Source organism: Candidatus Margulisiibacteriota bacterium, assembly GCA_041650855.1.
Lineage (GTDB): Bacteria > Margulisbacteria > WOR-1 > O2-12-FULL-45-9 > XYB2-FULL-48-7 > JALOPZ01.
The window spans coordinates 241677-264194 of the sequence record JBAZKJ010000002.1 but is presented as its reverse complement, the minus strand read 5'-3'; the positions used below and the strand labels follow the sequence as shown (position 1 = coordinate 264194).

The following is a 22518-nucleotide window of genomic DNA, read 5'->3' as shown; positions in this document are numbered from 1 at the left end:
CCGTAAAATAATCCCGGCCTGGGGAACGGCGCGATTAAGATAATTCTGTGCTAAAATAATAAAGTAATGGAAAAGTTCAAATTTACCCGCTCGCCCCTGCCCGGTCTATTGATCATCGAACCGCAAGTGTTCGCCGACGACCGCGGCTTCTTCCTGGAGTTCTACAACCGCGACGAGTTCGCCCGGCACGGGCTGACCGAACCGTTCGTGCAGGACAACCACAGCCGTTCGAAAAAAGGGGTCTTACGCGGGCTCCATTACCAGATCAACCCGTCGCCGATGGGCAAATTGGTCAAATGCCTCCGCGGCAAGATCTTTGACGTTGGCGTCGATGTTCGAAAAGGTTCGCCGACCTGGGGGAAATACTATTCTGACGTTTTGACCGGCGACAACCACAAAATGCTCTATCTGCCGCCCGGCTTCGCGCACGGTTTTCTGGCCTTGGAGGATGACAGCGAAGTGATCTACGCCTGCACCGGCGTTTACAGCGCGCAGGCTGAGCGGGCGGTCGCCTGGAACGATCCGGGGCTCGGCATTAAATGGCCGGTCGACCAGGTCGGCAAGGTGGTCGTCTCCGACCGCGACCGTCAGCATCCGGGGTTGGACCAGGCGGAAACGAACTTCGAGTTCAAACGTTAAAGCGGAAGCTGAGCACGTCCCCGTCGGCAACGAGATAATCGCGTCCCTTTAGGGAAAACTTCCCCGCTTCTTTGACCTTCGCTTCGGAACCGAGGGCGATCAGATCGCCATAAGCCATGTGCTCGGCCCGCACAAAACCTTTGGCGATATCGGTGTGGATAACGCCGCCCGCTTCGGCGGCGGAAGCCCCTTTGCGGACCGGCCAGGCGCGAACCTCGTCCTCGCCGACGGTAAAGAACGAGATCAGCCCGAGCCCTTCGTAGACCAGCCGGTTCATCTTGTCGACCGCCGGCTCGTCGATCCCCATCTCTTTCATGAACTCCCCTCGCTCCTCTTCACTTAGCTGGCTGATCTCCGCCTCCAGTCCGGCGCTTAATTGGATGCACGGATAATGGTATTTCTGTTTGATCGCGGCCGTGATCGAATCGTCCTTGATCCTGTCTTCCGGCACGTTAATGACCAGGACGACCGGTTTCAGACTGAGGAACTGGTAGGCGCGGAGCATTTTATTCTGCTCATCGTTCAAAACGATCGTGCTGAGCGGCTTTTCCTGGTCGAGATGCTGTTTGAACTGTTCCATCAACGCTTTTTCCTTCAACCGTTCTTCGGATTGCTTGCTCTTGAGCTCGCGGGCGATGTTTTCCAGCCTTTTCTCGACCAGCAGCAAGTCCCCGATGATCAGTTCGCTGATAAAACCGGCTATGTCGCTCTCCGCCGTGGCCGCCCGGGAAACCCAGCAGATCTCGTCGGCGTTCCTGATCTCGCCGGCGATCAGCGTCTTGGCCGGGCCCTGGGTGGTAAAATCGGGCAAAAGCGAATATTCGATCCGGGCGTAGGTGGTTTTCTTCGGCCGGTACATCTCCACGAACCGGGCGATCCGCGGGTCGCGCACGTTGCAGGCGCCGAGCTGGACTTCCATCAGCCGCTGGCGGATATGGTCGAGCGCGACCCCGGTCAGGATGCCGAAAAGCTCCTGCTGGCCGGCTTGCGGTAAACCTAAAATATCGACTTTCATCGCTTCATTTTAACATATTGTCACCGTCTAAGCGATGCGCTATGATTCCTTTATGGACCGGTTCAGAGTAAATTTGAAAGACCGCCTGACGATCTTGATCGCTTTTGTCATCTTTGTCTGCATCGCCATCTTTTCCGTCAATTCCTATCTCCGCTCCAGTAGCGCGCTGATGAATTCCCTGCGCGATAACCTGAAAGATACCGCCAGCTCGCTTGCCCTTTCGATCAGCGCCGCGGAGGTTCGGGCGGTACTGGCCGGAAACGGCCAGACCCGGGCCTATCTTGATCTCAAGCAAAAACTGCACTCTTTCACGGTCATGGGCGACAGCAAGATCCACGCCGCCTACGTCCTGGTCATGACCCCGAAAAAGAACGTCTGGAAATTCATCGCCGACGACGAGCTCAAAGACCCGCAAAATATGACCGCGTTCGGCGAAGAGTACGACGTCAGCAATTACCCGGAAATGCAGCTGGCTTTCGGCGGCCCGATCGCCGACAAGGAGATCACCCGGGACAAATGGGGCCGCTGGCTCTCCGGCTACGCGCCGATCCGCGACGGTAGCGGCCTGCCGGTCGCCATCTTCGGCATCGACATGAAGGCGGCCGACGTCGAAGCGCTCCGCCGCGACATCACGCAAAGCGCCATGATATTCTTCCTGATCGGCATCATCGCCTCGATCGCGCTCGGCCGGCTCGGCGCTTACACGGTGACCGGCCCGATCATGGCGATCATCAAAGGGGTCAGCGCGCTTAAAGCCAGCAATTACGACGCCCGGATCAACATCAAAAGAAGCGACGAGCTCGGCGACCTGATCAACGTGGTCAACGAAATGTCCGACAAGCTCCAGGAGGTCGACAAGATCAAGACCGATTTCCTCTCGGTCATCTCCCACGAGCTGTATACCCCGCTCACCCCGATCAAAATGGGGGTCGCCCAGATCAAAATGATCCCCGGCCTGACCGAAGACCTGAAAACGGTCGCCGCCACGATCGAGCGCCAGGCCCAGCGGATGCAGGACCTGATCGACGAGGTGCTCGATTTTTCCTGGCTGGACGTCAAGGACCTGAAGCTGAACAAGGAGCCGATCAACCTGGGCTACGTCATCAACGAGGTCAAGGAAACACTGGCGCTCCCCTTGATCCGCAAAGAGATCAAGTTGAACGTTAATATCCTGCCGGACCTGCCGACCGTCCTGGCCGACCGGAAAAGGATCCAGCACGCCATCAAGATCCTGCTCGACAACGCGATCAAATTCAGCCCGGAAAAAGGGGAAGTCACGATCAACGTTATCCGGACCTCCGAGGGGGTGGAGCTGGCGGTCTCCGACAAGGGGATCGGCGTCAGCCAGGAGAACATCGACAAGCTCTTCGGCCGGTTTTACCAGACGGAAGACCACCTGACGCGGGAGCACGGCGGACTGGGACTCGGCCTGGCGATCGCCAAGCGGATCGTGGAAGCGCACCAGGGAAATATCCGGGCGGAATCGGCCGGGCTCGGCCGCGGCAGCCGCTTTGCTTTCGTCCTCCCTATCGCTTAAAGAACCGCCGCCACTCGCCGTCGATCGTCTGGATCCGCTTGAGCCGCAGCGGATCGAACCTGACCGGGTTCAGCCCACCCGCCACCTCTACTACCAGCTTAAACTCTTTCAAGATGCTCAGGTCGCGCGGATATTTACCCAAAGGGAGCGACAGGCTGACGACTTCCCGGCTGCTGAATTTGGCGAGCGTCGCGACCGAGCGCGCCAGCGATCGCTTGGCGGCGGCCGGGCTGAGCCGGTCCAGCCGGTCGTGCGAATAGGTATGGACGCCCAGCTCCATCCCCCACTCCGTCAGCTGCCGCAATTTCCGGGCGGCGCTCTCCGGCTGGCCAAATAGGTTACGGTCCCGGGCGTTGGTCTCCATCAGGACGAAGAACGTCGCTTTCAGCGGCCAGTCATCCCGGTGGCGGTCGTGAAAAGCCTTGATCATGCCGACCGCGCAGTCGGGATCGATCCGTCCGTCGGGCAAATAGCGGAACTGGCCGGCAGATGAGTCGTCAAAGGTCAGGATGATCGGGCGTTTCCCCGGCGGGATGGCGCCAAAGCCATCCAGTATATCCCGCAGGTTAAGCGGATAGTAAGCGTTGGCATAAAGCCATTCCAGGTCTCCGCGGAAATTTTCCGGGGTTCGCTGCCAGCGCCCTTCCGGCCGGCCGATCAGATGGTATTCCAGGACCGGAAAAGAGGTAAAGGAAAGCGGCTTGGCCGGCGGCAGTTGTTGCGGGGCGCAGGACCATTGCAGGCAGCAGCCGAGGAGCAAAAGGAGAACGCGCCAGTTCATCCGAGTTGTTTCTGAAGCGCCGCCCGCAGATCATCCAGCTCGAACGGCTTGACCAGGTAATCGGCCGCGCCGGCCGCGCGGCCTTCGGCGATCTCCTGCTCGCTGCACTTGATCGAAACGATAATGACCGGGATCGGGGCGGTCCGCTGGTCCTGTTGCAGTTTTTGGCAGACCTCGATCCCGCTCATCCCCGGCATCATCACGTCAAGCAGGATCAGGTCCGGCTTGTCCGCGACCGCTTTTGCCAAACCGGACGGGCCGTCGGCCGCCGTCACGACGGAATATCCTTCAAGCTGCAGGAAAGAGGCGATCATCCCGACGGTCGCCTGGTAATCTTCAATGATCAATATCTTTTTAGCCATTATGCTCCACCGGCCGTCAGCATATCATTGAGCATTTAACGAGTCAATCAGCTCGTTCAGCTCCTGGTAAGAAGCGGACTTGCCGACCCTCCCCCGCAATTCTGCGGCTCCCGGGAATCCCTTCAAATACCAAATCGCTTCCTTACGCATCCAGCCGAGTTTCGCCGCCGGCCGGATCGTTTTATACTTGTCGGTGTAACCGAGATGTTTTTTTAAAACCTTCAACCGCTCGTTCAACGGGATTTCCCGGCGATATTCACCGGACCTCAGGTAATCATTGATCTGCTCGAATATCCACGGATAGCCGAAAGCGCCGCGGGCGACCATCACCCCGTCGCAACCGGTGTCGTCGAGCATCCTTTTGGCCAGCTCCGGGGTCAGGACGTTGCCGGAACCGAAGACCGGGATGCCGACCGCTTCTTTCGCTGCCCTGATCGCCTGGTAATCGACGTCGCCGGCGTAAAGCTGGGCCTTGGTCCGGCCGTGGATGAACAAGGCTTTAGCGCCGCTCTTTTCACAGCGTTTGGCCAACCGGGCAAACTCCTTAACGTCGGTCTGGTGATAGCCGATCCGGAGCTTGACGGTGACCGGCAGCGGCAATTCGTCGCTGAGCCGGGCGATGATCCGGGAAAGCATGTCCGGCTGCCTTAACAGGTTCGCGCCGGAATATTTCTGGATCATCTTTTTGACCGGACAGGCGGCGTTGATATCAAGAAAAGGGACTTTAACCAGCTTGAGCAGCATTTGCGCCGCTTTGAGCATTACTTCGTCGTTGCCGCCGACCAGCTGGGCGGCGAGCGGCTTGTCTTTAGGGGTCGTCGCCAAAAGCAGCCCGTTCGTCCGGGAATGATTGACCAGCGCGTTGGCATCGATCATCTCGTAGAAGGCGAACTTGGCGCCGTGCTCGCGGCAGATCAGGCGAAAAGCCAGATCAGAGACGCCCGAGAGCGGCGCCAGGAGGACGTTCGACGGCAATTTATAGCCGCCGATCTTAACCGATCTCAACGACCTTCTCCCGCCCGGTCTCGCCGCGGACGATCCGAACGGCCGACTTTTTGACGCCGAAGCGTTCGGCCAGGAAAGCAATTAGCGCCTTATTGGCTTTACCGTCGACCGGCGGGGCCGTCAGGTAGACCTTGAGCCGGCCCGGTTCCTCGACCAGCTTGTTCTGCTTCGCGTTGGGGACGACTTTGATGTTATAGCGCATGTTATAAAATTATACACCATGGCCGCTTCACAAGGCCGGGATTATCATTAACCTGATCAAGGTCGTTATCCGTCAGGGGTTTAACCGGCTGGGGTATTACTGAGCGGTATTGATCTTTTTAGTTCCCGGCTGAAACTTCGCCCTGTTTTGCACGATATATACCCGGCTTATCGCTCCCGGCCGGAGAAATATCAATGTCAAATAAAATTGCTTTGTTCAGAGCAGGACAACCCGTTAATATCTATCAAGCGGCTTTTGCCGGACGCCACAGAGATAGCGGTCTCCATGGGCCTATTAACAAAACGGGGATCGTCCCCTTTGCCAGCCGATCCGACCGTTTTGCCGATCTGCCCGCTCTGAATATTTTGGAGTTTGGCCGGTTAAGCGGCGCGTTGATCGGGCCAAAATCCGGCGGCGCCGCCGAGGCCTTAAGCTCTCCAACGGATATTTACCGCCGTTTCGCCCAAATTACCGACGGAATACTGGCCCGGGTAAACCGCGTGGTCAGAGAAGAGCTGACCGAGCCGGACTTGAACATAGTTGTCGATGACGCATTATTCCTGCGGATTCAAAAGCTGGCCATTGGCGGCGATCCGCTGGGGATGTTTAAGGGGCACGCCGGTTTCTTCTTAAATCGGGCGGTGATCGAACAAACCACGCAACGCCGGGAGCGCGCCTTGTATAAAAAGGTATTTTCCGTCATGGACGATAAATTGGGCTTTCGCGCCGATCGGCTCGTTCTCTTGCCTGGACGGACGGCACTGTGCGCCCCCTGGACGGTCGTCCATGAAGTGATCCACGATGTCATCGACGTTTCCGCCAGAAAATATCCGAAGGAGTTCGCTCGTTTAGTTGACAGGATCTTCGCGCTGCTCAAAGACGAAAAACGATTTGCCGTCGAGGCTCGCGGTGGCGCAAGGCGCGCGCTCAGCTTTGGCAGCATCTTTTTCGACGCCACCCATATAAGTTATTGGTGCCTGGACGATAAGAACAACGAGGAAAAAGCGGCGGCGGTAAAGGAATTGGCCGCGAAATTCTTCTCGGGACAACTGATCGACCAATCAAGCGGGAACGGGGACAAGATCTTATATCGGCTCGCTTATTACTATTTACAAACGAATATGCCGCAAGATATCAGGGACATGTTTTTTGCACTAGGATTGCGCTGGCCGCCGGCCATTGATCTGCCTCAATAAAAGCTCGGCGTTAAGTCTAACTGAAACGTTCAGACGGATATCTTACAGGACAACTTCCTGCTTAGGCGCAAAATTGGTCGCCATCGTCCAGCAAACCGCCTTGCCGCCTTTTAAGCAGTAGACTTTAAACTCGTTATAAAAGTCCTTGAGCAGGCCGTTCTTTCTCCATTGCCTGACGAACTCCCTGGTCGGATGAGCGGCAATTTCATCTTTCAAGGTTTTGTCCTCCACCAGCTCCAGTTTGCCGCTGACCCGAACCTGAACGCCGTTTTTATAGTCGTTGAAACAAAGTTCGGCTTTCGGGTTAGCCGTGATCTGCCGGTAGACATCCTTCATTGAACCGGTGTGAAACACGATCCCGTTCTCGTCGGCCCGGTAAAGGAACATCCCCCGGCAGCGCGGCTGGTCGCCCTCGACCGTCGCCAGGTGAAAACCGGGGTTGGTTCGGATCAACTCGAATATTTCTGTTTTATTCATAATTATCTCATCACCATAAAATGATACCGATTTTATTCAGGGTTGGCTGGGGGACAGGGATTTGAACCCCGATAAGCAGATCCAGAGTCTGCTGTCCTACCGTTAGACGATCCCCCAATGCGTCAGGCTAGTAAGGAAGCTTCCACCACGACGGCTGAAAAACCAGGACAAACAGGCCAAAGGCCGTCACGAAAGCCGCCACGCCGATAAAAAGCAAAAAAGGCCATTGCAGCGGTTCTTTCCACCTTTTGTGCATCCACCAAGCGAACAGCAAGGCAACCAAGCCGACGGCCAGGGTCGATCCGCCCTTGAAAACCGGGCTCATGTTAGTGAACTTGATGAAAGCGACGCCCCACTCGTTCATGTCGGTTTAATTTTAACACAGTCGAGCGTATAATTACAGTATGGTCCAGATCAAGGAATGCGACTTTTTGATCGTCGGCGGCGGGATCGCCGGCCTGACGGCGGCGTTGGAAGCCAGCAAGTTCTGCCGAGTTATCCTGCTAACCAAGGGAAAGATCGGCGAAACGGCGACCGAAAAAGCCCAGGGAGGGATTGCGGCCGCGATCGACCAGATCAGCGATTCCACCAGCTTCCATTTTGAGGACACCATTGAGGCCGGCGCCGGGCTTTGCGACGAGGCCGCGGTCAAAGTCCTGGTCACCGAGGGGGTGGACCGGGTCCGCGAGCTGATCACCCTGGGCGCCCGGTTCGACCGGGCCGAAACCGAAGGGGGCGGCAGTTACGCCCTCGCCCTGGAGGGGGCGCACAAGCGCCGCCGGATCCTCCACGCCGGCGACGAGACCGGCGCGGAGATCGAGCGGACGCTGGGCCGCAAAGTGGTCGGCGAAGGGAAGGTCCGGATCGACCAACAGGTGGTCGGGATAGATCTGGTCATGGACGACGGCCGCTGCCTTGGCGCCCTGGCGCTTGATAAACAGAGCGGGGAGATCGTTGAGTACCGGGCCAAGGCGACTTTGCTGGCGACGGGCGGCGTCTGCCAGGTTTACCTATACACGACCAATCCGGAGTTCGCCACCGGCGACGGCGTCGCCATGGCTTACCGCGCCGGCGCGGCGGTGACCGACATGGAATTCGTCCAGTTCCACCCCACCGCCCTCGTCCAGTTCAAGCAGTTCGAGGACATCGTCGCCCTCCCCCAATTCCTGATCTCCGAAGCGGTCCGTGGCGAAGGCGGGGTCCTGCTCAATAACCGCAACGAGCGGTTCATGGAAAAATACCATGTTAAATTGGAGCTCGCCCCCCGCGACATCGTTTCGCGCGCCATTTTTCAGGAAATGCAGGCGACCGGCAGCGATCACGTCCACCTCTCATTGCGCGGGATCGACCCGGACAAGATCAAGCACCGCTTCCCGATGATCTATAAGAACTGCCTGGAACGCGGTCTCGATATCACCAAGGACAATATCCCGGTCGCCCCGGCCGCCCACTACTTTATGGGCGGGATCAAGAGCGACCTCGACGCCAAAACCAACGTCCCCGGCCTGCTGGCCGCGGGCGAATGCGCCTCGACCGGCGTCCATGGAGCTAACCGGCTGGCCTCCAACTCCCTGCTTGAGGGAACCGTATTCGGCTATCGAGCAGCCCAAAGTGCGAAGGCGGAATGCGGAATTACGAATTCATCATTCCCCACTCCGCATTCCGCATTCGGCATTAAGCCAAACCTCAGCGAAACAGATATTCAGCGTTTCAAGCTGGTGATCAAGAGCGCGATGTGGAACGGGGTTGGGATCGTCCGGTCGGCCGAGAGCCTGGCCAACGCCCGCCATAAGCTGGAGATGGTCGCCGGGCAATTACCGGCCGCGCCCGGTTCGGTCGGGGAACTGGAATTGCGCAACATGCTGCAAGTGGCGGAATTAATTACGCGCGGGGCGCTGGAGCGGACGGAATCGCGCGGCGCCCATTATCGGTCCGACCACCCGGCGGTGAACGACGCCGCCTGGCAGCGGCACCTGGTCTATCGTCAGGGGTAAAGCCGCAGGCGCCGGGTCGGCTCTTCGCCGACCGATTCGGAATGCATCTTCACTTCTTCCACCCGCTGATGCTGCAGCCGCCGCAAGTAAGCGTTTTGCGGGTTCAAGTCGACCGACTTCCTGGTTTCCCGGACCGTTCTGATCGCGTCATCGACTTCGCGCAAGGCGACGTCTTCGCTGTCTTCGACCAGCCCGATCCGGAAATAATATTTGAGGAACTTGACGACCTGGGACGAAACGTTCTTCTTGATGACGTGGACCGGCAGGTTGTGCTCCTTGGCCGCCAGCATGATCTTGGTCCCTTCCCGCGCCTTGGACTTGGTCGTCAGGACGAGGTCGGACTCGTCGAGCGCGTTCGCCGCCACCGCCGGCAGCTGCAGCGAACGCAGCGCCCGCTCCATGACCTGCTTGTTGACGCCGAAAGGGTAGATCCGGAGCGGGCCGGTATCTTTTTCCTGGAGCGACTTGTCGATCTCCGCCGCGGTCGGCTCCGGCATCGGCTTGGTCGCCTGCTGTTTGACCTCGATCTTGCCGCCGGCCGTCCTGACCCTGATCTCCGGTTTTAACGGATAACCGCGCAATTCGCCGTCCACCGCCCGCGCGACGTCGAGATAAAGGGCGAACACGTCCCGTTCGCGGATCTCGATGGCCACGTCGAACGTCGGCGGGGCCTTGCGCTCCAGGACCGTTTTTTGCGTCCGGCGCCGTTTCGCCTCTTCGTCCCCCAGGATCACGGATTGGATCCCGCCGACCAGGTCGGACAGGGTCGGATTGCTGATAATGTTATCGAGCAAGATGCCGTGGGCGGTCCCGATCAATTGCACGCCGCGCTCGGCGATCGTCCGGCAAGCCAACGCTTCGGCCTCGGTGCCGATCTCGTCGACGATGATGACCTCCGGCATGTGGTTCTCGACCGCCTCGATCATCACCCGGTGCTGCAGTTCCGGCGCCGCGACCTGCATCCGGCGGGCGTTGCCGATCCCCGGGTGCGGAATATCCCCGTCGCCGGCGATCTCGTTGCTGGTATCGACCACGATCACCCGCTTGCCGAACTTGTCGGAGAGGATGCGGGCGGCTTCGCGCAGTTTGGTGGTCTTGCCGATCCCGGGCGGCCCCATGAAGAGGATATTTTTGCCCGATTCGATCACGTCCTGGATGATGTCGTTGTTGCCGTAAACCGCCCGGCCGACGCGGCAGGTCAGGCCGATGATCTTGCCCAGCCGGTTCCTGATGGCGGAGATCCGGTGGAGCGTCCGTTCGATCCCGGCCCGGTTGTCGCCGGAAAACTGGCCGACCCGGGCGGTAACATAGTCGATATCTCCCTGGTTAACGGTCCCGCCGATCATCATCGTTCTTTTGGCAAAACGCGCCTCGGCCGGCTTTCCCAGGTCCAGCACGACCTCGACCAGGGACGACAGATCGTCCGATTCTTTTAAGACCTTTTGGATGTCTAACGGGAGGATGTTGAGCAGCTTGAGGATCTCTTCAAAGATCTCTTTGTCGCCAAAGGGAACGGAGCGTTCTTTGGCCGAGGGGGTCATTTACCCTTGACGGTCTTTTTCAGGTTGATCCCGGGGACAAAAGCGGGGCAGCGCGATTCGCCGATGGTGATCGTCGCGCCGGTCTGCGGATTGCGGCCTACCCGGCCCTTCCGCTTGCGGACCACGAAATTGCCGAAACCGACCAGGCGGACCTTTTGGCCGCTGTTGAGCGCGGCCGTGATCTCTTCGAGCGTGGCGTCAATGATCCGCTCCGCCTCGGCTTTGGAGAGGTCCATTTTCTCGCCAACCTTGCCGGCTAACTGCTTCTTGTTCATGCTTTTTTCTCCTCCTTGGCCAACAGCTGCACCCAGCGCCGGTCAACCTCGGATTGGATGCTTGCCAGCAGCTGCTCATTGCCGGGCTTGAACAGGTGCCGGAACCGATCCTGGGTCTTTAGGTATTCTACCACAGGTTTTTTCTCTTTGGGCTTGGAAATTTTGTAGACCCCGTTCTCCACTTCGTAGACCGGCCAAAAGCAGGTGTCGAATGCCAGTCTGGCCAGGACGAGGGTCTCTTCCGGTTTATAACCCCACCCCAAGCGGCACGGCTGCAGAACGTTCATGAACTTTGGCCCCCGGATCGAGAAAGCTTTTTCCGCCTTCCGGGTCAGATCGGCCCAGTTACCGATGATCGCCTGGGCAACGTAAGGAATGCCGTGGGCGACCATGATCTCGGTCAGGTCTTTCCGCCATTGGACTTTCCCCTGGCCGACTTTCCCCGCCGGCTCAGTCGTGGTGTTCGCCCCCATCGGGGTCGCCCCGGAGCGCTGGACCCCGGTATTCATGTACGCTTCGTTGTTGTAACAGACGTAAAGCAGATCGTGACCCCGCTCCATCGCTCCGGAGAGCGATTGCAGGCCGATGTCATAGGTCCCGCCGTCGCCGCCGAAAGCGACAAAGTTGATATGCTGGGTGATCTTCCCTTTCTTTTTAAAGTTCTGGTAGGCCGCTTCCACGCCCGATAGCGTCGCGCCGGCATTCTCGAAAGCGTTATGTAAAAAGGGAACGTTCCAGGCGCTGTACGGAAAGATCGTGGTCGAAACCTCCAGGCAACCGGTCGCGGAAACCACGACGACCGGGTCCTTGCTGGCTAACAGGATCTGCCGGACGGCGATCGGCGCGCCGCAGCCGGGACACATCCGGTGCCCGCCGGTCAGCGGCTCTTTTCTGGTCGATAATTCTTTTAACGATGCCATTTGCTACTCCCTATCCCTCTACTCTCTAACCCCTAAGTATTGCACCAGCGGCTGCTTCTCCACGCTCTGCAGCGCGGTAAAGACCGAACGGAGCAGCGGCAGGTCGATCTCGCGGCCGCCCAGGCCGTAGACATAATTTATCAATTTAGGCCTTTTGGCTTCGGCATACAGCGCCGAGCGGACCTCGGCGAAAACCTGTCCGCCCTGGCCCGCCCAGCCGTCGGACCGGTCAAGCACCGCGACCGCCTTGACGTTCGCCAGCGCCTGGGCGATCTCTTCGGCCGGGAACGGCCGGAAAACGCGGACTTTGAGCATCCCCGCCTTCACTCCCTTGGCTCTGAGCTCGTCGATCACGACCTTGGCGGTACCGCAGGTCGAACCGAGCGCGACGATGGCGATCTCGGCGTCGTCAAGCTTATAAGCTTCGAACAAGCCGTATTTCCGGCCGAATTTCTTGGCAAATTCCTCGCCGACTTCCAAAATGACCTTTTTGGCGTCTTTCATCGCCTGGGCGACCGGCAGCCGGTGTTCAAAATAATAGTCCTGCAGGTCGAGCAAGCCGACAGAGACCGGCTTATTGACGTCAAGCAGGCCGTTGGCCGACTTGCGGTCCCCGCCGATGAACTCCTTGACCTCTTTATCTTCCACGATTTCGATCCGGTCGAGGCAGTGGCTGATAATAAAGCCGTCGGTCGTCACCATCGCCGGCAGGTGGACGCGCGGGTCTTCGGCGATCCTGACCGCCTGGATCAGGCTGTCGTAGGCTTCCTGGGAGTTCTCGGAAAAGATCTGCAGCCAGCCGAAATCGCGGGCGGCCATGGTATCCGAGTGGTCGCAATGGATATTGATCGGCCCGGAAATGGCGCGGTTCACGTCGCACATCACGATCGGCAGCCGGAGCGCCGCGGCGATCGGCAGGATCTCGTACATTAAACACAAGCCTTGCGAAGAGGTCCCGGTCATGACCCGGGCGCCGGTCGCCGAAGCGCCGACGCAGGCGGACATCGCCGAATGTTCCGATTCGACCGCCACGAAATTAGTATCGACCAGGCCGTCCGCCACGTATTTGGCAAAGATCATGACGATCTCGGTGGCCGGGGTGATCGGATAGGCGGCGACCACGTCGGGGTTGATCTGGCGCATCGCCTCCGCCATCGCCTCGTTGCCCGTCTTCGCTACTACTTTTGACATCCTGCTTCTTCCCTCTCTGGTTTCATTTCCAACGCTTTGTTCGGTTTGACCGGACATTCCTTGACGCAGATCCCGCACCCTTTGCAGTGATCGTAGTCAATGCCGGTCATTTTCCCGTCTTTAACGATGATCGAGGAGTCCGGACAGGAGATCCAGCAGAACATGCAGTGGATGCATCTTTCCGGGAACCAAACGGGCCGTTCGCTCCGCCAATCCCCGGTCTTGAATTCAGCGGCCGACCCGCCCTTGACGACGTCGCCTTCGGGCAGTGATTTCCAGCCTGGTTTTGCTTCGCTCATTCGCCAATTACCTCGTTATAAGCGCGTTTGATCGCTTCCAGGTTCCCTTTAATGACTTCCGGCTTGGAAGCGAATTTCTTTTTTAGTTTTTCTTCCGTATCTTTGATCATCGAGTCGATCGGCAAAAGTCCGGACGCTTTGACCAACGCACCCATCATCGGCGTATTGGGGATATCCCGGCCGATCGTCGCCTTGGATATCCCGGAGGCATCAACGGTAAAGACCTTGGCTCCTTTGAGCTTCAGTTGTTTCCGGATATCGGCCGGGCATTGCTTGGTATTGACAATGATCTTGCCGTCAGCCGGTAAACCGGCCGTGACGTCGACCGAGTCCATCAGCGTCGGATCGAGGACGATCACGACGCTCGGCTCGGTAATCGAACAATGGAGGTTGATCGGCTGGGAGGAGATCCGGTTAAAAGAGGCGACCGGCGCCCCCATCCGCTCCGGCCCGTATTCAGGGAACGCCTGAATGTTCTTGCCGAGCGACAAGGCCGCTTCGCCAAAAAGAAGGGCAGCGGTTTTTGCGCCCTGCCCTCCTCTACCATGCCATCTTATTTCAACGGTGCTATCCATGCTTCCAACTTTCCAAGCGCAATCTTATCAAAAGCCAGGCCGAAAATCAAGAGGATAATTACCGGGACCAACGCGCCGGTGAACGCCAGCCACTTCGGCACGCCGTAGACCCGGCGGCCCGAGACCGCCCACAAGCCGTAAACGTAGAGCACGGTCAAACCGTAGAACAGATTATAGCCGACCCGGAACAGCGCAAAGTCCAAGAGGCCGTAACGGGTAAACACCGCGAGCAAGCACGGGATAACGCCGGCCAGGGTAACGGCGCTGCTGTATAACGACTGCTGGATCATCCTCGGCAAATGCCCTTTGCCGCCCATTAGTATATATGTATAATGCAGGACCGCGCCGATCCCGTAGAAAGCCGCGCCCAGGCCGACGACCAGCAGACCCCCCAGGATAAAAGCCGTGATCAGGAAAAAGACCAGCGCCAGGGTCACCAGTACCGGCAGCACGACGATCAGCTTCCACCCCCTGACCGCTTCGACCAGGGTCGCGCCGATCGGGACGTACTGCACGATGAAAATGGTCAGGGCAACGAGCGCCGCCAGCAGCCAGGCGGTCTGCAGCAGGAAAGTCAGCGCTTTTTCTTTCCAATCTTCTTCTTTCAGGCGGGTAAAAAAGAGGATCGGCCTGGCCATGATCGTCCACCAGGTAATAAAGTACTCCTTCAGGGTTTTGCTCATATATTAACCTCTCTTCGCCCTTCCAGGGCTTTCGATAGGGTCGCCGGGTCCGCGTAATCCATGTCGGCGCCGATCGGCAGGCCGTAAGCGATCCTGGTCATTTGGACCCCCAGCGGCTTGAGCAGCCTGTTCAGGTAAATGATGGTCGCCTCCCCTTCGGTCGTCGGGCTAATGGCCAGGACCAGTTCCTTGACCGGGCTCCGGCTAAGCCGGGCGAGCAGTTCCTTGATCCGCAAACTGTCCGGCTCGACCCCGTCCAGCGGTGAAATAACGCCGCCCAGGACGTGATATTTTCCATTATACACTCCGGAACGCTCGATCGCCACCAGGTCCTTCGGCTCGGCGACGACGCAGATCTGGTCAGCGCGGCGGGAAGCGTCGGCACAGATCCGGCAGGGATCGATATCGGTGATGTTAAAGCACTGGGAACAGTATTTAAGCCGGTCCTTGGCCTGCAGGATCGAGCCGACCAGGGCCTCAACGCTCTGCCGCGAGCTCCCGAGCAGGAAAAAAGCCAGCCGTTGCGCCGATTTTGGCCCGATCCCGGGGAGTTTTTGCAGTTCGTCGATCAATTTCGCCAGCGATTCCGCGTACATCGTTTTTTCATTTTATGCTATAATTGGCCAATATGCAAGGCACCAGCAGGGCGGTCTTTGTCGACCGCGACGGGACGATCATCGAGGATTCCGGTTACATCAGCACTCCCAAAGAGGTCCATTTTCTCCCCGGTTCGATCGAGGCGCTCCGGCAACTGAACCAGGCCGGGTTCAAGGTCATCGTCATCACGAACCAATCCGGGGTCGCCCGGGGCTTTTTCAGCGAGGATATGGTGCAAACGATCGATAAGTTCATCCATAAGCAGGTCTTGAGCGGCGGCGGCCATATCGACGCCTTTTATTATTGCCCGCACCATCCCGAACACGGCGTGTACCCTTACCGGCAGGAGTGCGCCTGCCGCAAACCGAGTCCCGGCATGATCAAACAAGCGGCCCAAGACCATCATCTCGACCTGGGCCGCTCGTTCATGGTCGGCGATCACAGCTGCGACGTGCGGGCCGGTAAAACCGCCGGCGTCAGGACGGTCTTTGTGCTGACCGGCCACGGCAGCCGGGAAAAAGCCAAACTGGCCGACAAGCCGGACCACACCGCGCCCAGCCTGGCGGAAGCGGTCGCCTGGATCATCAAGGAGGGCAAATAATGGAAAGCTTGAAAAAATACCTTCCCTTGTTCAAGGGGAAAAAGGTCCTGGTCTTCGGCGACCTGATGCTCGACGAGCATATCTGGAGCCGGGTTACCCGGATCTCGCCGGAAGCCCCGGTCCCGATCGCCGACGTGGTCAAAACCACTCACGTCCCGGGCGGCTGCGGCAACGTCGCGGCCAATATCACCGCGCTGGGGGCGACCCCCTACCTGGTCGGCATCATCGGCAACGATAGCTCGGGCGATAAGCTGGTCAAAGCCCTGAGCAAGGCCAAGATCCCAACCGCGTATTTGCTCCGGGACAACGACCGCCCGACGATCCTCAAATCGCGGATCATCGCCGCGTCCCAGCAGATGGTCCGGGTCGACCGGGAAGACCGGACCCTGGTTTCCCCGCTGCTGGCGAAAAAGATCACGGCACGCCTGAAAGAACTGATCACCCGGGTCGACGCGGTCATCATTTCCGATTACGAAAAAGGCCTGGTCACCCCGGCGCTTTGCCAGTTCCTGATCAAACTCGCCCACCGCCACAAGAAACCGGTCGCGGTCGATCCCAAGGGGTTCGACTACGCCAAATACCGCGGGACCACCATTATTACCCCGAACCAGAAGGAGGCCGCCCTGGCCGCCAAGATCGTGATCCGGGATGAGGCCGACCTGAAAAAAGCCGGACAATCCCTGCTCCGCGCGGTCCGCAGCCGCTACGTCCTGATCACCCGCGGGAAAGCAGGGATGAGCCTGTTCGACCAAAAAGGCCCGACCCATATCCCGGCGATCCCCCGGGAGGTTTTTGACATTACCGGCGCCGGCGACGCCGTGATCGCGACCTTAAGCTTGGCGCTGACGGCCGGCGCGCCGATGAAGCAAGCGTGCGCGATCGCCAATTACGCCGGCTCGATCGTGGTCGGCAAGATCGGCACCGCCCCCTGCTCCCTGGCCGAGCTGGAAGTCGCCCTGGAGGGACGCGAGCCGATCGCCCGCAAGATCAAGCTGCGCCAGGAAATGGCCGCGATCGCCCGGAGCCTGCGCGCCGAAGGGAACAAGATCGTTTTCACCAACGGCTGTTTCGACATCCTCCACCTGGGGCACGTCCGTTATCTGCGGGAAGCAAAAAAGCTCGGCGACATCCTGATCGTCGGCGTCAACACCGACGCCTCGGTCTCCGCCCTGAAGGGGCCCGAACGGCCTTACGTTTCCGAGCTGGAACGGGCCGAGATCCTGGCTTCCCTGGAGTGCGTCGATTTTGTCGTCCTGTTCAGCGAACTGCGGCCGGATAATTTGCTCAAGGCGATCAGCCCGCAGATCCACGTCAAGGGGGGCGACTATAAGGCGTCCGAACTGCCGGAGAAAAAGCTGGTCGAATCGCTCGGCGGCCAGGTCGTGGTCATCCCGCCCATTAAAGGACGCTCGACCACCAATATCGTGGCCAAGATCTTGGGCAAGCAGCAATGAAAAAAGCTTTACTGGTCGTTAGTTGTTTATTGTTAGTCGTTGGCGGCGCCGGCGCCTGGCGCATCACGCCGGAGCTGCAAAAGGAACTGGCGCAGAAACAGGCGGCCGTGCGGGCAAACCCGACCGATCCCGACACCCGGTTCGACCTGGCGATCACCATGGCCTACACCAACAATCTCCAAGACGGCTGGGCCAACCTGAAAAAAACGGTCGAGCTCGATCCCGGCTACCGGAAAAAAGGGCTCGAACTCTATATCGCTAAAGTCACTGCCGCCCCCAGCGACTGGCGGCTCCGTTTCCGGCTGGCTTTCGCCTACTATTTCAACGACCGGAAAAAAGAGGCGATCCGCGAGCTCGACAACGTCCTGAAGATCGATCCCTACAATGTTTGGGCTTACGGTTATATCGCCCTGATCTACGGCGAGCTCGGCGAAGTCGACACCGCCATGGACTACACCCGCCGGGGACTGAAGATCGACAGCAACGTCGCCGCCCTCCACGCCCTGCTGGGCGAAGGCTACAACCGCAAAGGCGATAAATGGAAAGGATTTTCCGAGATCATGGAAGCTCTGCGGTTGCGCGCGCTAGGCTATTAACATGAGCCGTTTTTGGCAGATCACCCTAACCGCGCTCTGCCTGGCGTTCGTCGGCTGGCTCTTCTACTGGGCGCTGTTCGCTCCCAAAAAAGACCTATCGCAGCTCATTTATACCACCATGATGGAACAAGCCAAACAGGCCGACCTGTCGTTCAAGCAGGTCAGCTTCGAGGAAAACTCCAACGGCGAAAAATTCTGGCAGTTGCAAGCCGTCAGCGCCATGGTCAACAAGAACACCGGCCTGGCCACCCTGCAGAATACCCGGGGGACTTTCTACAAAAAAGGGAAAGCCGTCCTCAAATTCCGCTCGCCGGCCGCCCTCTGGGAGATGAACAAACAGGAGATCTACCTGGACAAGCCGCTCGGTTATGACGCCGCGTACGAAAAACAGGTGTTGGCGCTGATCAAGGGCTTGCAAGCCCAGCCGCTCTCGGTCTTCAACCTCCCCCAGGCCTATCGCCAGGGGCTCGGCTACTGGTTCCAGGCCAAGAACCTGAGCTGGAAAGTCGCCGACCAGCTCCTGCTTTGTACCGGTGGGATCAGCCTGAACAAGGGCGAGGTCAGCGGCCAGGCGGCAACGCTCAAAGGGGACGTCGAATTCAACAACGTCGTGCTGGAAGGGGAGCCGCGGTTCCAGATCGCTTCGTCCGGCAGCGCGCCGGTCACGATCGAAGCGGTGAGCTTTGAGATCGCCAGCGCGGCCGATCTTTTGACCGCCCGCGGCAACCCGGTGATCTCCTGGCGGGAAGCCAGGATCACCGCCCAGGCCGCCAGCTATCGCCAAACGGCGAAGGTCCTGAAACTGACGGGCGACGTGCGGGTCACCTACAAGGATATCAGCGCGTCGGGCTCGGCGGCCGATTACCTGGTCGACAGCCAAAAGGTCGTACTGACCGGCGACGCCCGGGCAAATCAGGCGGGGAATAACCTGTCCAGCGACCGGATCGTCGTTTCGCTCGCGGAACAAAAGATCGCGCTGGCCGGACGCAGCCGCGTCGTGATCGGCGAGGAGCAGAGCAAACCATGAGCCTGCAACTGGCCGCTAAACCGAGATTAAAACCCCAAACAGCCGGCCGCCGGAGCCAGTACGACCTGGCGATCATCGGCGGCGGACCGGCCGGACTGACGGCCGCCCTGTACGCGCTGCGGGCCGGCCTTAATACCGTGTTGATCGAGAAAATGGTGCTCGGCGGCCTGGCCTCGACCACTTTTCAGGTCGAGAATTATCCCGGTTTCCCGGACGGTATCGCGGGCCTGACCCTCGCCCGCCAGATGGAAGAACAGGTAGGAAAATTGGGGCTCAAGGTCATCTGGGAAAAAGCCCAGACGGTCAAGAAAAAGAACGCCCAATTCACCCTGCAGGTCGAAGGGCAAAGCCTGACCGCCCGGGCGCTGATCATCGCCGCCGGCACGGAGATCGCCAAGCTCGGCGTCCCCGGCGAAGAAGAGTTCCGCGGCAAAGGGGTATCATATTGCGCTACCTGCGACGGGCCGTTCTACAAGGACAAGAACATCATGGTGGTCGGCGGCGGCAACGCGGCGGTCGAGGAAGCGCTGTTCCTGACCCGCTACGCCGGCAAGGTCACGATCGTCCACCGCCGCGACCAGTTGCGGGCCGACAAGATCGTGGCCGACCGGGCCAAAAGCCATCCGCAGATCTACTTCCACTGGCACTCGGTCGTCGAAAAGATCAGCGGCGATAAAACCGTCAACCTGGTCGCGGTCAAGGACCTGCAGACCGGGAAAAGCCTGAACGTGCCGGTGGACGGGCTGTTCATTTACGTCGGCAACAAACCGAACTCGGCCCCGTACCGCTCGCTGGTCAAGCTGGACGACCAGGGTTTCATTTTGACCAACGAGCAGATGCAAACGGCCACCCCCGGCGTTTTCGCCGCCGGCGATATCCGGGCCAAGAGCCTGCGCCAGATCGTGACCGCGGCGGCCGACGGCGCGATCGCCGCCGATGCCGTCCGCCGTTACCTGGAAAAACTTGACTCCCCGAACGGGAAGCGTATAATCACAAGCGGATGAAAAAAGTCTTTACCTATATCATGATCGGCCTGGTCCTGCTGCTGTCGGCCCTCCCCGTCCGGGCGGAGACCGGTCCTTTGGCCGGCTGCCAGGCGCCGGATTTGCGCTTAACCACTCTGGCCGGCAAACCGCTCGCCCTGCAGGATTACCTGGGCAGCAAGAAAGTGGTGCTCACCTTTTTTACCAGCTGGAGCAAGTCCAGCCAGGCTCAGCTGAAACTGCTGGGAGAGATCGCCGCCGCGCATCCGGGCGACGTGCAGGTCCTGGCGGTCTCGTTCGATAAAAAGACCAAGCAGCTGCGCTCTTTCCTGGCCGCTGCCAACCCGAATTTCCCGGTCCTGCACGACCGGAAACTGACGGCGAGCGATGCTTTTCAGATCCTGATCATCCCGACCACGTTCTGCATCGGCCGCGACGGCGTGATCGCCAAGGTCCTGGTGGATTACGACGAGAACGTCAAAAAAGCGCTGGCGGAGTGGTTAAAGGACTAAGACCCTGACCGCGAACCGGTCCACCGCCTTGGCCGGCCCCTCCCACACCCGGTAATAAAGCAGCTTGATATCGCCATAACCTTTTTTTAACGGCACGATCTCCCAGAAACTTGTCCCGCCGCTCCCCACCCGGCCGGTCGCGGCCGGATCATAGCCGGAGCGCCGCACCTTGAACCGCGTCTCGTCCAGGGCGGCGATATACCAGTTATAACCGGTGGTCGGATTGGCGGCCAGTTCGATCCGGAACGGCCGGTCCTTCTTCGCCCAGAACATTTTACCGTGCTGCTGGTTGCGCAGCAGCGTGACAAAGGAATTGTGGTAACGAAAACTGGCCGCGATCGCTGCCGCTTCGGCCGACAGCCCCTCGTCCGGATAGATCATGACCGCCTTGACCGGCTGTGCGCCAAGTTTACGGGCTTTGGCCAGGGGGAAATAATAGAGCGGACCAACTATGGTCTGCTGATTAATTTCCCCGCTGTCGGTATCTTCGTGCCGTACAACCTCCCAGTAAGTTCTGTAACCTTTGACGTTATAAGCGGAAGTGACTGGTTCGATCCGGACCAGTTTTGTGAAGTTCTGGATATCGACCGAAGCGGCAAGCCGGACGTAACGGTCAAAAGGCATTTGGGCGTAGTCGGTCCCGGTCGGCAGCGCCTGGACGGTAATGGTGCGCTGGCCGGCTTTCAGTTCAACGCCATTCTCTGCCTTGACCCAGTTGAGCGGTTTAGCCTGATAACCGGCCGGATAATCGACGGAAAAACCAAAATCGCGGTTATCATAAGACCGTTCGTTCTCGCCGCCGCTGCAGCCGACCAACACGACCGCCGCCAGCAAAAAACCGAGCCAACCGCTCCGTCGCCTCATTCGTACCTCAGGGCGATGACCGGATCAAGCTTGGCCGCCCGCATGGCCGGATAAACGCCGAAGAATATGCCGACCGCGGCCGAAACGACCGTCGCCAGGATGACCGCCCACCAGGCGATGACCAGCGTCCCCTTAATAAAGAACATGATGAGGAAAGCCCCAAGCAAACCGAGGATAATACCGAGGAACCCGCCGATCAAACTGATCATCATCGATTCGACCAAGAACTGCAGAACGATGTCCCGGCTTTTGGCGCCGATCGCTTTCCGCACGCCGATCTCCCGCACCCGTTCGTTGACGGCCACCAGCATAATGTTCATGATGCCGATCCCGCCGACCAGCAGGGAAATGGCCGCGATCCCGGTAATAAAACCGGTCAAAGCGCCGAGAATGTTATTAACGATGTTCAAGATGCCCTGCTGGGTCATGAAGCGGAAATCATCATTGCCCAGACGGCGCAAAGTGACCACCCGGACTTTTTCCTTGACCTCATCCAGCTTATTGACGTCTTTCGGGAAAATATTGAAACGCATAATATTATAATTGCCGAACATGTTTTTAACGATCGTGACCGGCAGCGTGATCCGCCGGTCCATGTCCATCGGGCCGATGCTGCCGCGCGCTTCGGAGACGCCGATGATCAGGTACTGGTTGCCGTCCATCTTGAGCCGTTCGCCCAACGGATCGCTCTCGCCAAACAGCTCCGTTGCCGCCCGGGGCCCGATCACCACTACCCGGCGCCGCCCTTCGACTTCCGCTTCGGTAAAATAGCGGCCGCTCGCCATTCCCCCCCCCATCAGTTCCAGCGCATTCGCCGTCATCCCCATAACCGCCGCGCTCTTGACCGTCTTTTTTCCGTACGACAGGTCGCCGGAACCGATATTCAGCGCCACAACATCCCTGATCTCCGGCACCCGGCTTTTGAACAGAGCGATATCGGCAAAGGTAAATTTGGGGTTGGGCGGGGCGCTTTGATCTTTGCCCGCCACCAGGATAAACGAATCGTAACCGGCGCCCAGGTTCTTGATCTGGTCGGTCACGTAGCTCTTGGCCCCCTCGCCGATCGTTACCAGCGTAATGACCGAAAAGATGCCGATGATCACGCCGAGCATCGTCAGAGCGCTGCGAACCTTGTTCGACAGCAAGGCGCGCCAGGCTTGCTTCATCTCTTCCCAAATGGAATATAACAATA

27 protein-coding genes and 1 tRNA gene are annotated in these 22518 nt (G+C 58.9%); 10 read left to right on the top strand and 18 right to left on the bottom strand.

Features of this window, described 5'->3' with window-relative positions; translation table 11 throughout:
* Positions 1–66: 66 nt before the first annotated feature.
* Entirely contained in the window at positions 67–639 is a 573-nt protein-coding gene (gene rfbC, locus WC529_06065) for a dTDP-4-dehydrorhamnose 3,5-epimerase (protein MFA5113839.1), read from the top strand.
* On the opposite strand, the gene WC529_06060 is transcribed toward rfbC, so the two are convergent.
* Positions 629–1654 (bottom strand): DUF933 domain-containing protein, encoded by a 1026-nt coding sequence (locus WC529_06060; GenBank protein MFA5113838.1) that lies wholly within the window; start codon positions 1652–1654, stop codon positions 629–631. The genes rfbC and WC529_06060 overlap by 11 nt on opposite strands.
* 52 nt (positions 1655–1706) lie before the next feature.
* Here WC529_06060 and WC529_06055 point away from each other — a divergent pair, with 52 nt between their 5' ends.
* Positions 1707–3191, top strand: a complete 1485-nt coding sequence (locus WC529_06055) for a HAMP domain-containing sensor histidine kinase (protein MFA5113837.1) — start codon at positions 1707–1709, stop codon at positions 3189–3191.
* On the opposite strand, the gene WC529_06050 is transcribed toward WC529_06055, so the two are convergent.
* From WC529_06050 to WC529_06035, 4 genes are read right to left on the bottom strand one after another with little or no spacing between them, the layout of a single operon-like run.
* Positions 3181–3972, bottom strand: a complete 792-nt coding sequence (locus WC529_06050; protein ID MFA5113836.1) for a polysaccharide deacetylase family protein — start codon at positions 3970–3972, stop codon at positions 3181–3183. The two genes, WC529_06055 and WC529_06050, sit on opposite strands and share 11 nt — an antisense overlap.
* Entirely contained in the window at positions 3969–4334 is a 366-nt protein-coding gene (locus tag WC529_06045; GenBank protein ID MFA5113835.1) for a response regulator, read from the bottom strand. Before WC529_06045 ends, WC529_06050 begins: the two co-directional genes overlap by 4 nt.
* Positions 4335–4358: 24 nt before the next feature.
* Positions 4359–5339 carry a tRNA dihydrouridine synthase DusB gene (dusB, locus tag WC529_06040; protein ID MFA5113834.1) on the bottom strand — a complete coding sequence of 327 codons (981 nt, stop codon included), beginning with the start codon at positions 5337–5339 and terminating at the stop codon, positions 4359–4361.
* On the bottom strand, positions 5326–5541 hold the full coding sequence (locus tag WC529_06035) for a DUF167 domain-containing protein (GenBank protein ID MFA5113833.1): 216 nt from the start codon (positions 5539–5541) through the stop codon (positions 5326–5328). Before WC529_06035 ends, dusB begins: the two co-directional genes overlap by 14 nt.
* Before the next feature lie 194 nt (positions 5542–5735).
* Between WC529_06035 and WC529_06030 the strand changes: the two genes are divergently transcribed.
* A complete protein-coding gene (locus tag WC529_06030) occupies positions 5736–6737 on the top strand; it encodes a hypothetical protein (GenBank protein MFA5113832.1) in 1002 nt (333 codons plus the stop codon).
* Positions 6738–6779: 42 nt separating this feature from the next.
* Here the strand turns inward: WC529_06030 and WC529_06025 are convergent, their stop codons facing one another.
* The 3 genes from WC529_06025 to WC529_06015 all read right to left on the bottom strand — a co-directional run bounded on the left by WC529_06025 (position 6780) and on the right by WC529_06015 (position 7578).
* Positions 6780–7214 carry a pyridoxamine 5'-phosphate oxidase family protein gene (locus WC529_06025; protein ID MFA5113831.1) on the bottom strand — a complete coding sequence of 145 codons (435 nt, stop codon included), beginning with the start codon at positions 7212–7214 and terminating at the stop codon, positions 6780–6782.
* 43 nt (positions 7215–7257) lie between these two features.
* A tRNA-Gln gene (locus WC529_06020) sits at positions 7258–7331 on the bottom strand.
* A 10-nt stretch (positions 7332–7341) separates the two neighbouring features.
* Positions 7342–7578, bottom strand: coding sequence for a hypothetical protein (locus WC529_06015; protein MFA5113830.1), 237 nt, complete (start codon positions 7576–7578; stop codon positions 7342–7344).
* Between the two features lie 40 nt (positions 7579–7618).
* Between WC529_06015 and nadB the strand changes: the two genes are divergently transcribed.
* Positions 7619–9208: an L-aspartate oxidase gene (nadB, locus tag WC529_06010; protein MFA5113829.1), complete on the top strand. Its 1590-nt coding sequence runs from the start codon at positions 7619–7621 to the stop codon at positions 9206–9208.
* Here the strand turns inward: nadB and WC529_06005 are convergent.
* From WC529_06005 to recR, 8 genes are read right to left on the bottom strand one after another with little or no spacing between them, the layout of a single operon-like run.
* Positions 9199–10749 (bottom strand): R3H domain-containing nucleic acid-binding protein, encoded by a 1551-nt coding sequence (locus tag WC529_06005; protein ID MFA5113828.1) that lies wholly within the window; start codon positions 10747–10749, stop codon positions 9199–9201. The genes nadB and WC529_06005 overlap by 10 nt on opposite strands.
* Positions 10746–11024 (bottom strand): HU family DNA-binding protein, encoded by a 279-nt coding sequence (locus WC529_06000; GenBank protein MFA5113827.1) that lies wholly within the window; start codon positions 11022–11024, stop codon positions 10746–10748. Before WC529_06000 ends, WC529_06005 begins: the two co-directional genes overlap by 4 nt.
* Positions 11021–11944 (bottom strand): thiamine pyrophosphate-dependent enzyme, encoded by a 924-nt coding sequence (locus WC529_05995; protein ID MFA5113826.1) that lies wholly within the window; start codon positions 11942–11944, stop codon positions 11021–11023. The genes WC529_06000 and WC529_05995 overlap by 4 nt, the downstream gene beginning before the upstream one ends.
* An 18-nt stretch (positions 11945–11962) precedes the next feature.
* On the bottom strand, positions 11963–13135 hold the full coding sequence (locus WC529_05990; GenBank protein ID MFA5113825.1) for a transketolase C-terminal domain-containing protein: 1173 nt from the start codon (positions 13133–13135) through the stop codon (positions 11963–11965).
* Positions 13123–13434, bottom strand: coding sequence for a 4Fe-4S binding protein (locus tag WC529_05985; GenBank protein MFA5113824.1), 312 nt, complete (start codon positions 13432–13434; stop codon positions 13123–13125). Before WC529_05985 ends, WC529_05990 begins: the two co-directional genes overlap by 13 nt.
* On the bottom strand, positions 13431–14009 hold the full coding sequence (locus WC529_05980; protein MFA5113823.1) for a 2-oxoacid:acceptor oxidoreductase family protein: 579 nt from the start codon (positions 14007–14009) through the stop codon (positions 13431–13433). Before WC529_05980 ends, WC529_05985 begins: the two co-directional genes overlap by 4 nt.
* On the bottom strand, positions 13988–14692 hold the full coding sequence (locus WC529_05975) for a YIP1 family protein (protein MFA5113822.1): 705 nt from the start codon (positions 14690–14692) through the stop codon (positions 13988–13990). Before WC529_05975 ends, WC529_05980 begins: the two co-directional genes overlap by 22 nt.
* Positions 14689–15288: a recombination mediator RecR gene (recR, locus tag WC529_05970; protein ID MFA5113821.1), complete on the bottom strand. Its 600-nt coding sequence runs from the start codon at positions 15286–15288 to the stop codon at positions 14689–14691. Before recR ends, WC529_05975 begins: the two co-directional genes overlap by 4 nt.
* A gap of 32 nt (positions 15289–15320) precedes the next feature.
* Between recR and gmhB the strand changes: the two genes are divergently transcribed.
* Genes gmhB through WC529_05940 form a run of 6 tightly spaced genes read left to right on the top strand, consistent with a single transcriptional unit; the run spans position 15321 to position 20462 of the window.
* Positions 15321–15890, top strand: a complete 570-nt coding sequence (gmhB, locus tag WC529_05965) for a D-glycero-beta-D-manno-heptose 1,7-bisphosphate 7-phosphatase (GenBank protein ID MFA5113820.1) — start codon at positions 15321–15323, stop codon at positions 15888–15890.
* An 8-nt stretch (positions 15891–15898) separates the two neighbouring features.
* On the top strand, positions 15899–17344 hold the full coding sequence (gene rfaE1, locus WC529_05960; GenBank protein MFA5113819.1) for a D-glycero-beta-D-manno-heptose-7-phosphate kinase: 1446 nt from the start codon (positions 15899–15901) through the stop codon (positions 17342–17344).
* Positions 17341–17940 (top strand): hypothetical protein, encoded by a 600-nt coding sequence (locus tag WC529_05955; protein MFA5113818.1) that lies wholly within the window; start codon positions 17341–17343, stop codon positions 17938–17940. Before rfaE1 ends, WC529_05955 begins: the two co-directional genes overlap by 4 nt.
* Position 17941: 1 nt before the next feature.
* Positions 17942–18967 carry an LptA/OstA family protein gene (locus WC529_05950; protein ID MFA5113817.1) on the top strand — a complete coding sequence of 342 codons (1026 nt, stop codon included), beginning with the start codon at positions 17942–17944 and terminating at the stop codon, positions 18965–18967.
* A complete protein-coding gene (gene trxB / locus WC529_05945; protein ID MFA5113816.1) occupies positions 18964–19971 on the top strand; it encodes a thioredoxin-disulfide reductase in 1008 nt (335 codons plus the stop codon). Before WC529_05950 ends, trxB begins: the two co-directional genes overlap by 4 nt.
* The gene (locus WC529_05940) at positions 19968–20462 is read left to right on the top strand and encodes a TlpA disulfide reductase family protein (protein ID MFA5113815.1); all 495 of its coding nucleotides are present in this window, start codon (positions 19968–19970) and stop codon (positions 20460–20462) included. Before trxB ends, WC529_05940 begins: the two co-directional genes overlap by 4 nt.
* Here WC529_05940 and WC529_05935 read toward each other — a convergent pair.
* Together WC529_05935 and WC529_05930 are read right to left on the bottom strand one after the other, a co-directional pair.
* Positions 20451–21326, bottom strand: coding sequence for a protease inhibitor I42 family protein (locus tag WC529_05935; protein ID MFA5113814.1), 876 nt, complete (start codon positions 21324–21326; stop codon positions 20451–20453). The genes WC529_05940 and WC529_05935 overlap by 12 nt on opposite strands.
* Positions 21323–22492: an ABC transporter permease gene (locus tag WC529_05930; GenBank protein MFA5113813.1), complete on the bottom strand. Its 1170-nt coding sequence runs from the start codon at positions 22490–22492 to the stop codon at positions 21323–21325. Before WC529_05930 ends, WC529_05935 begins: the two co-directional genes overlap by 4 nt.
* Positions 22493–22518 lie beyond the last annotated feature (26 nt).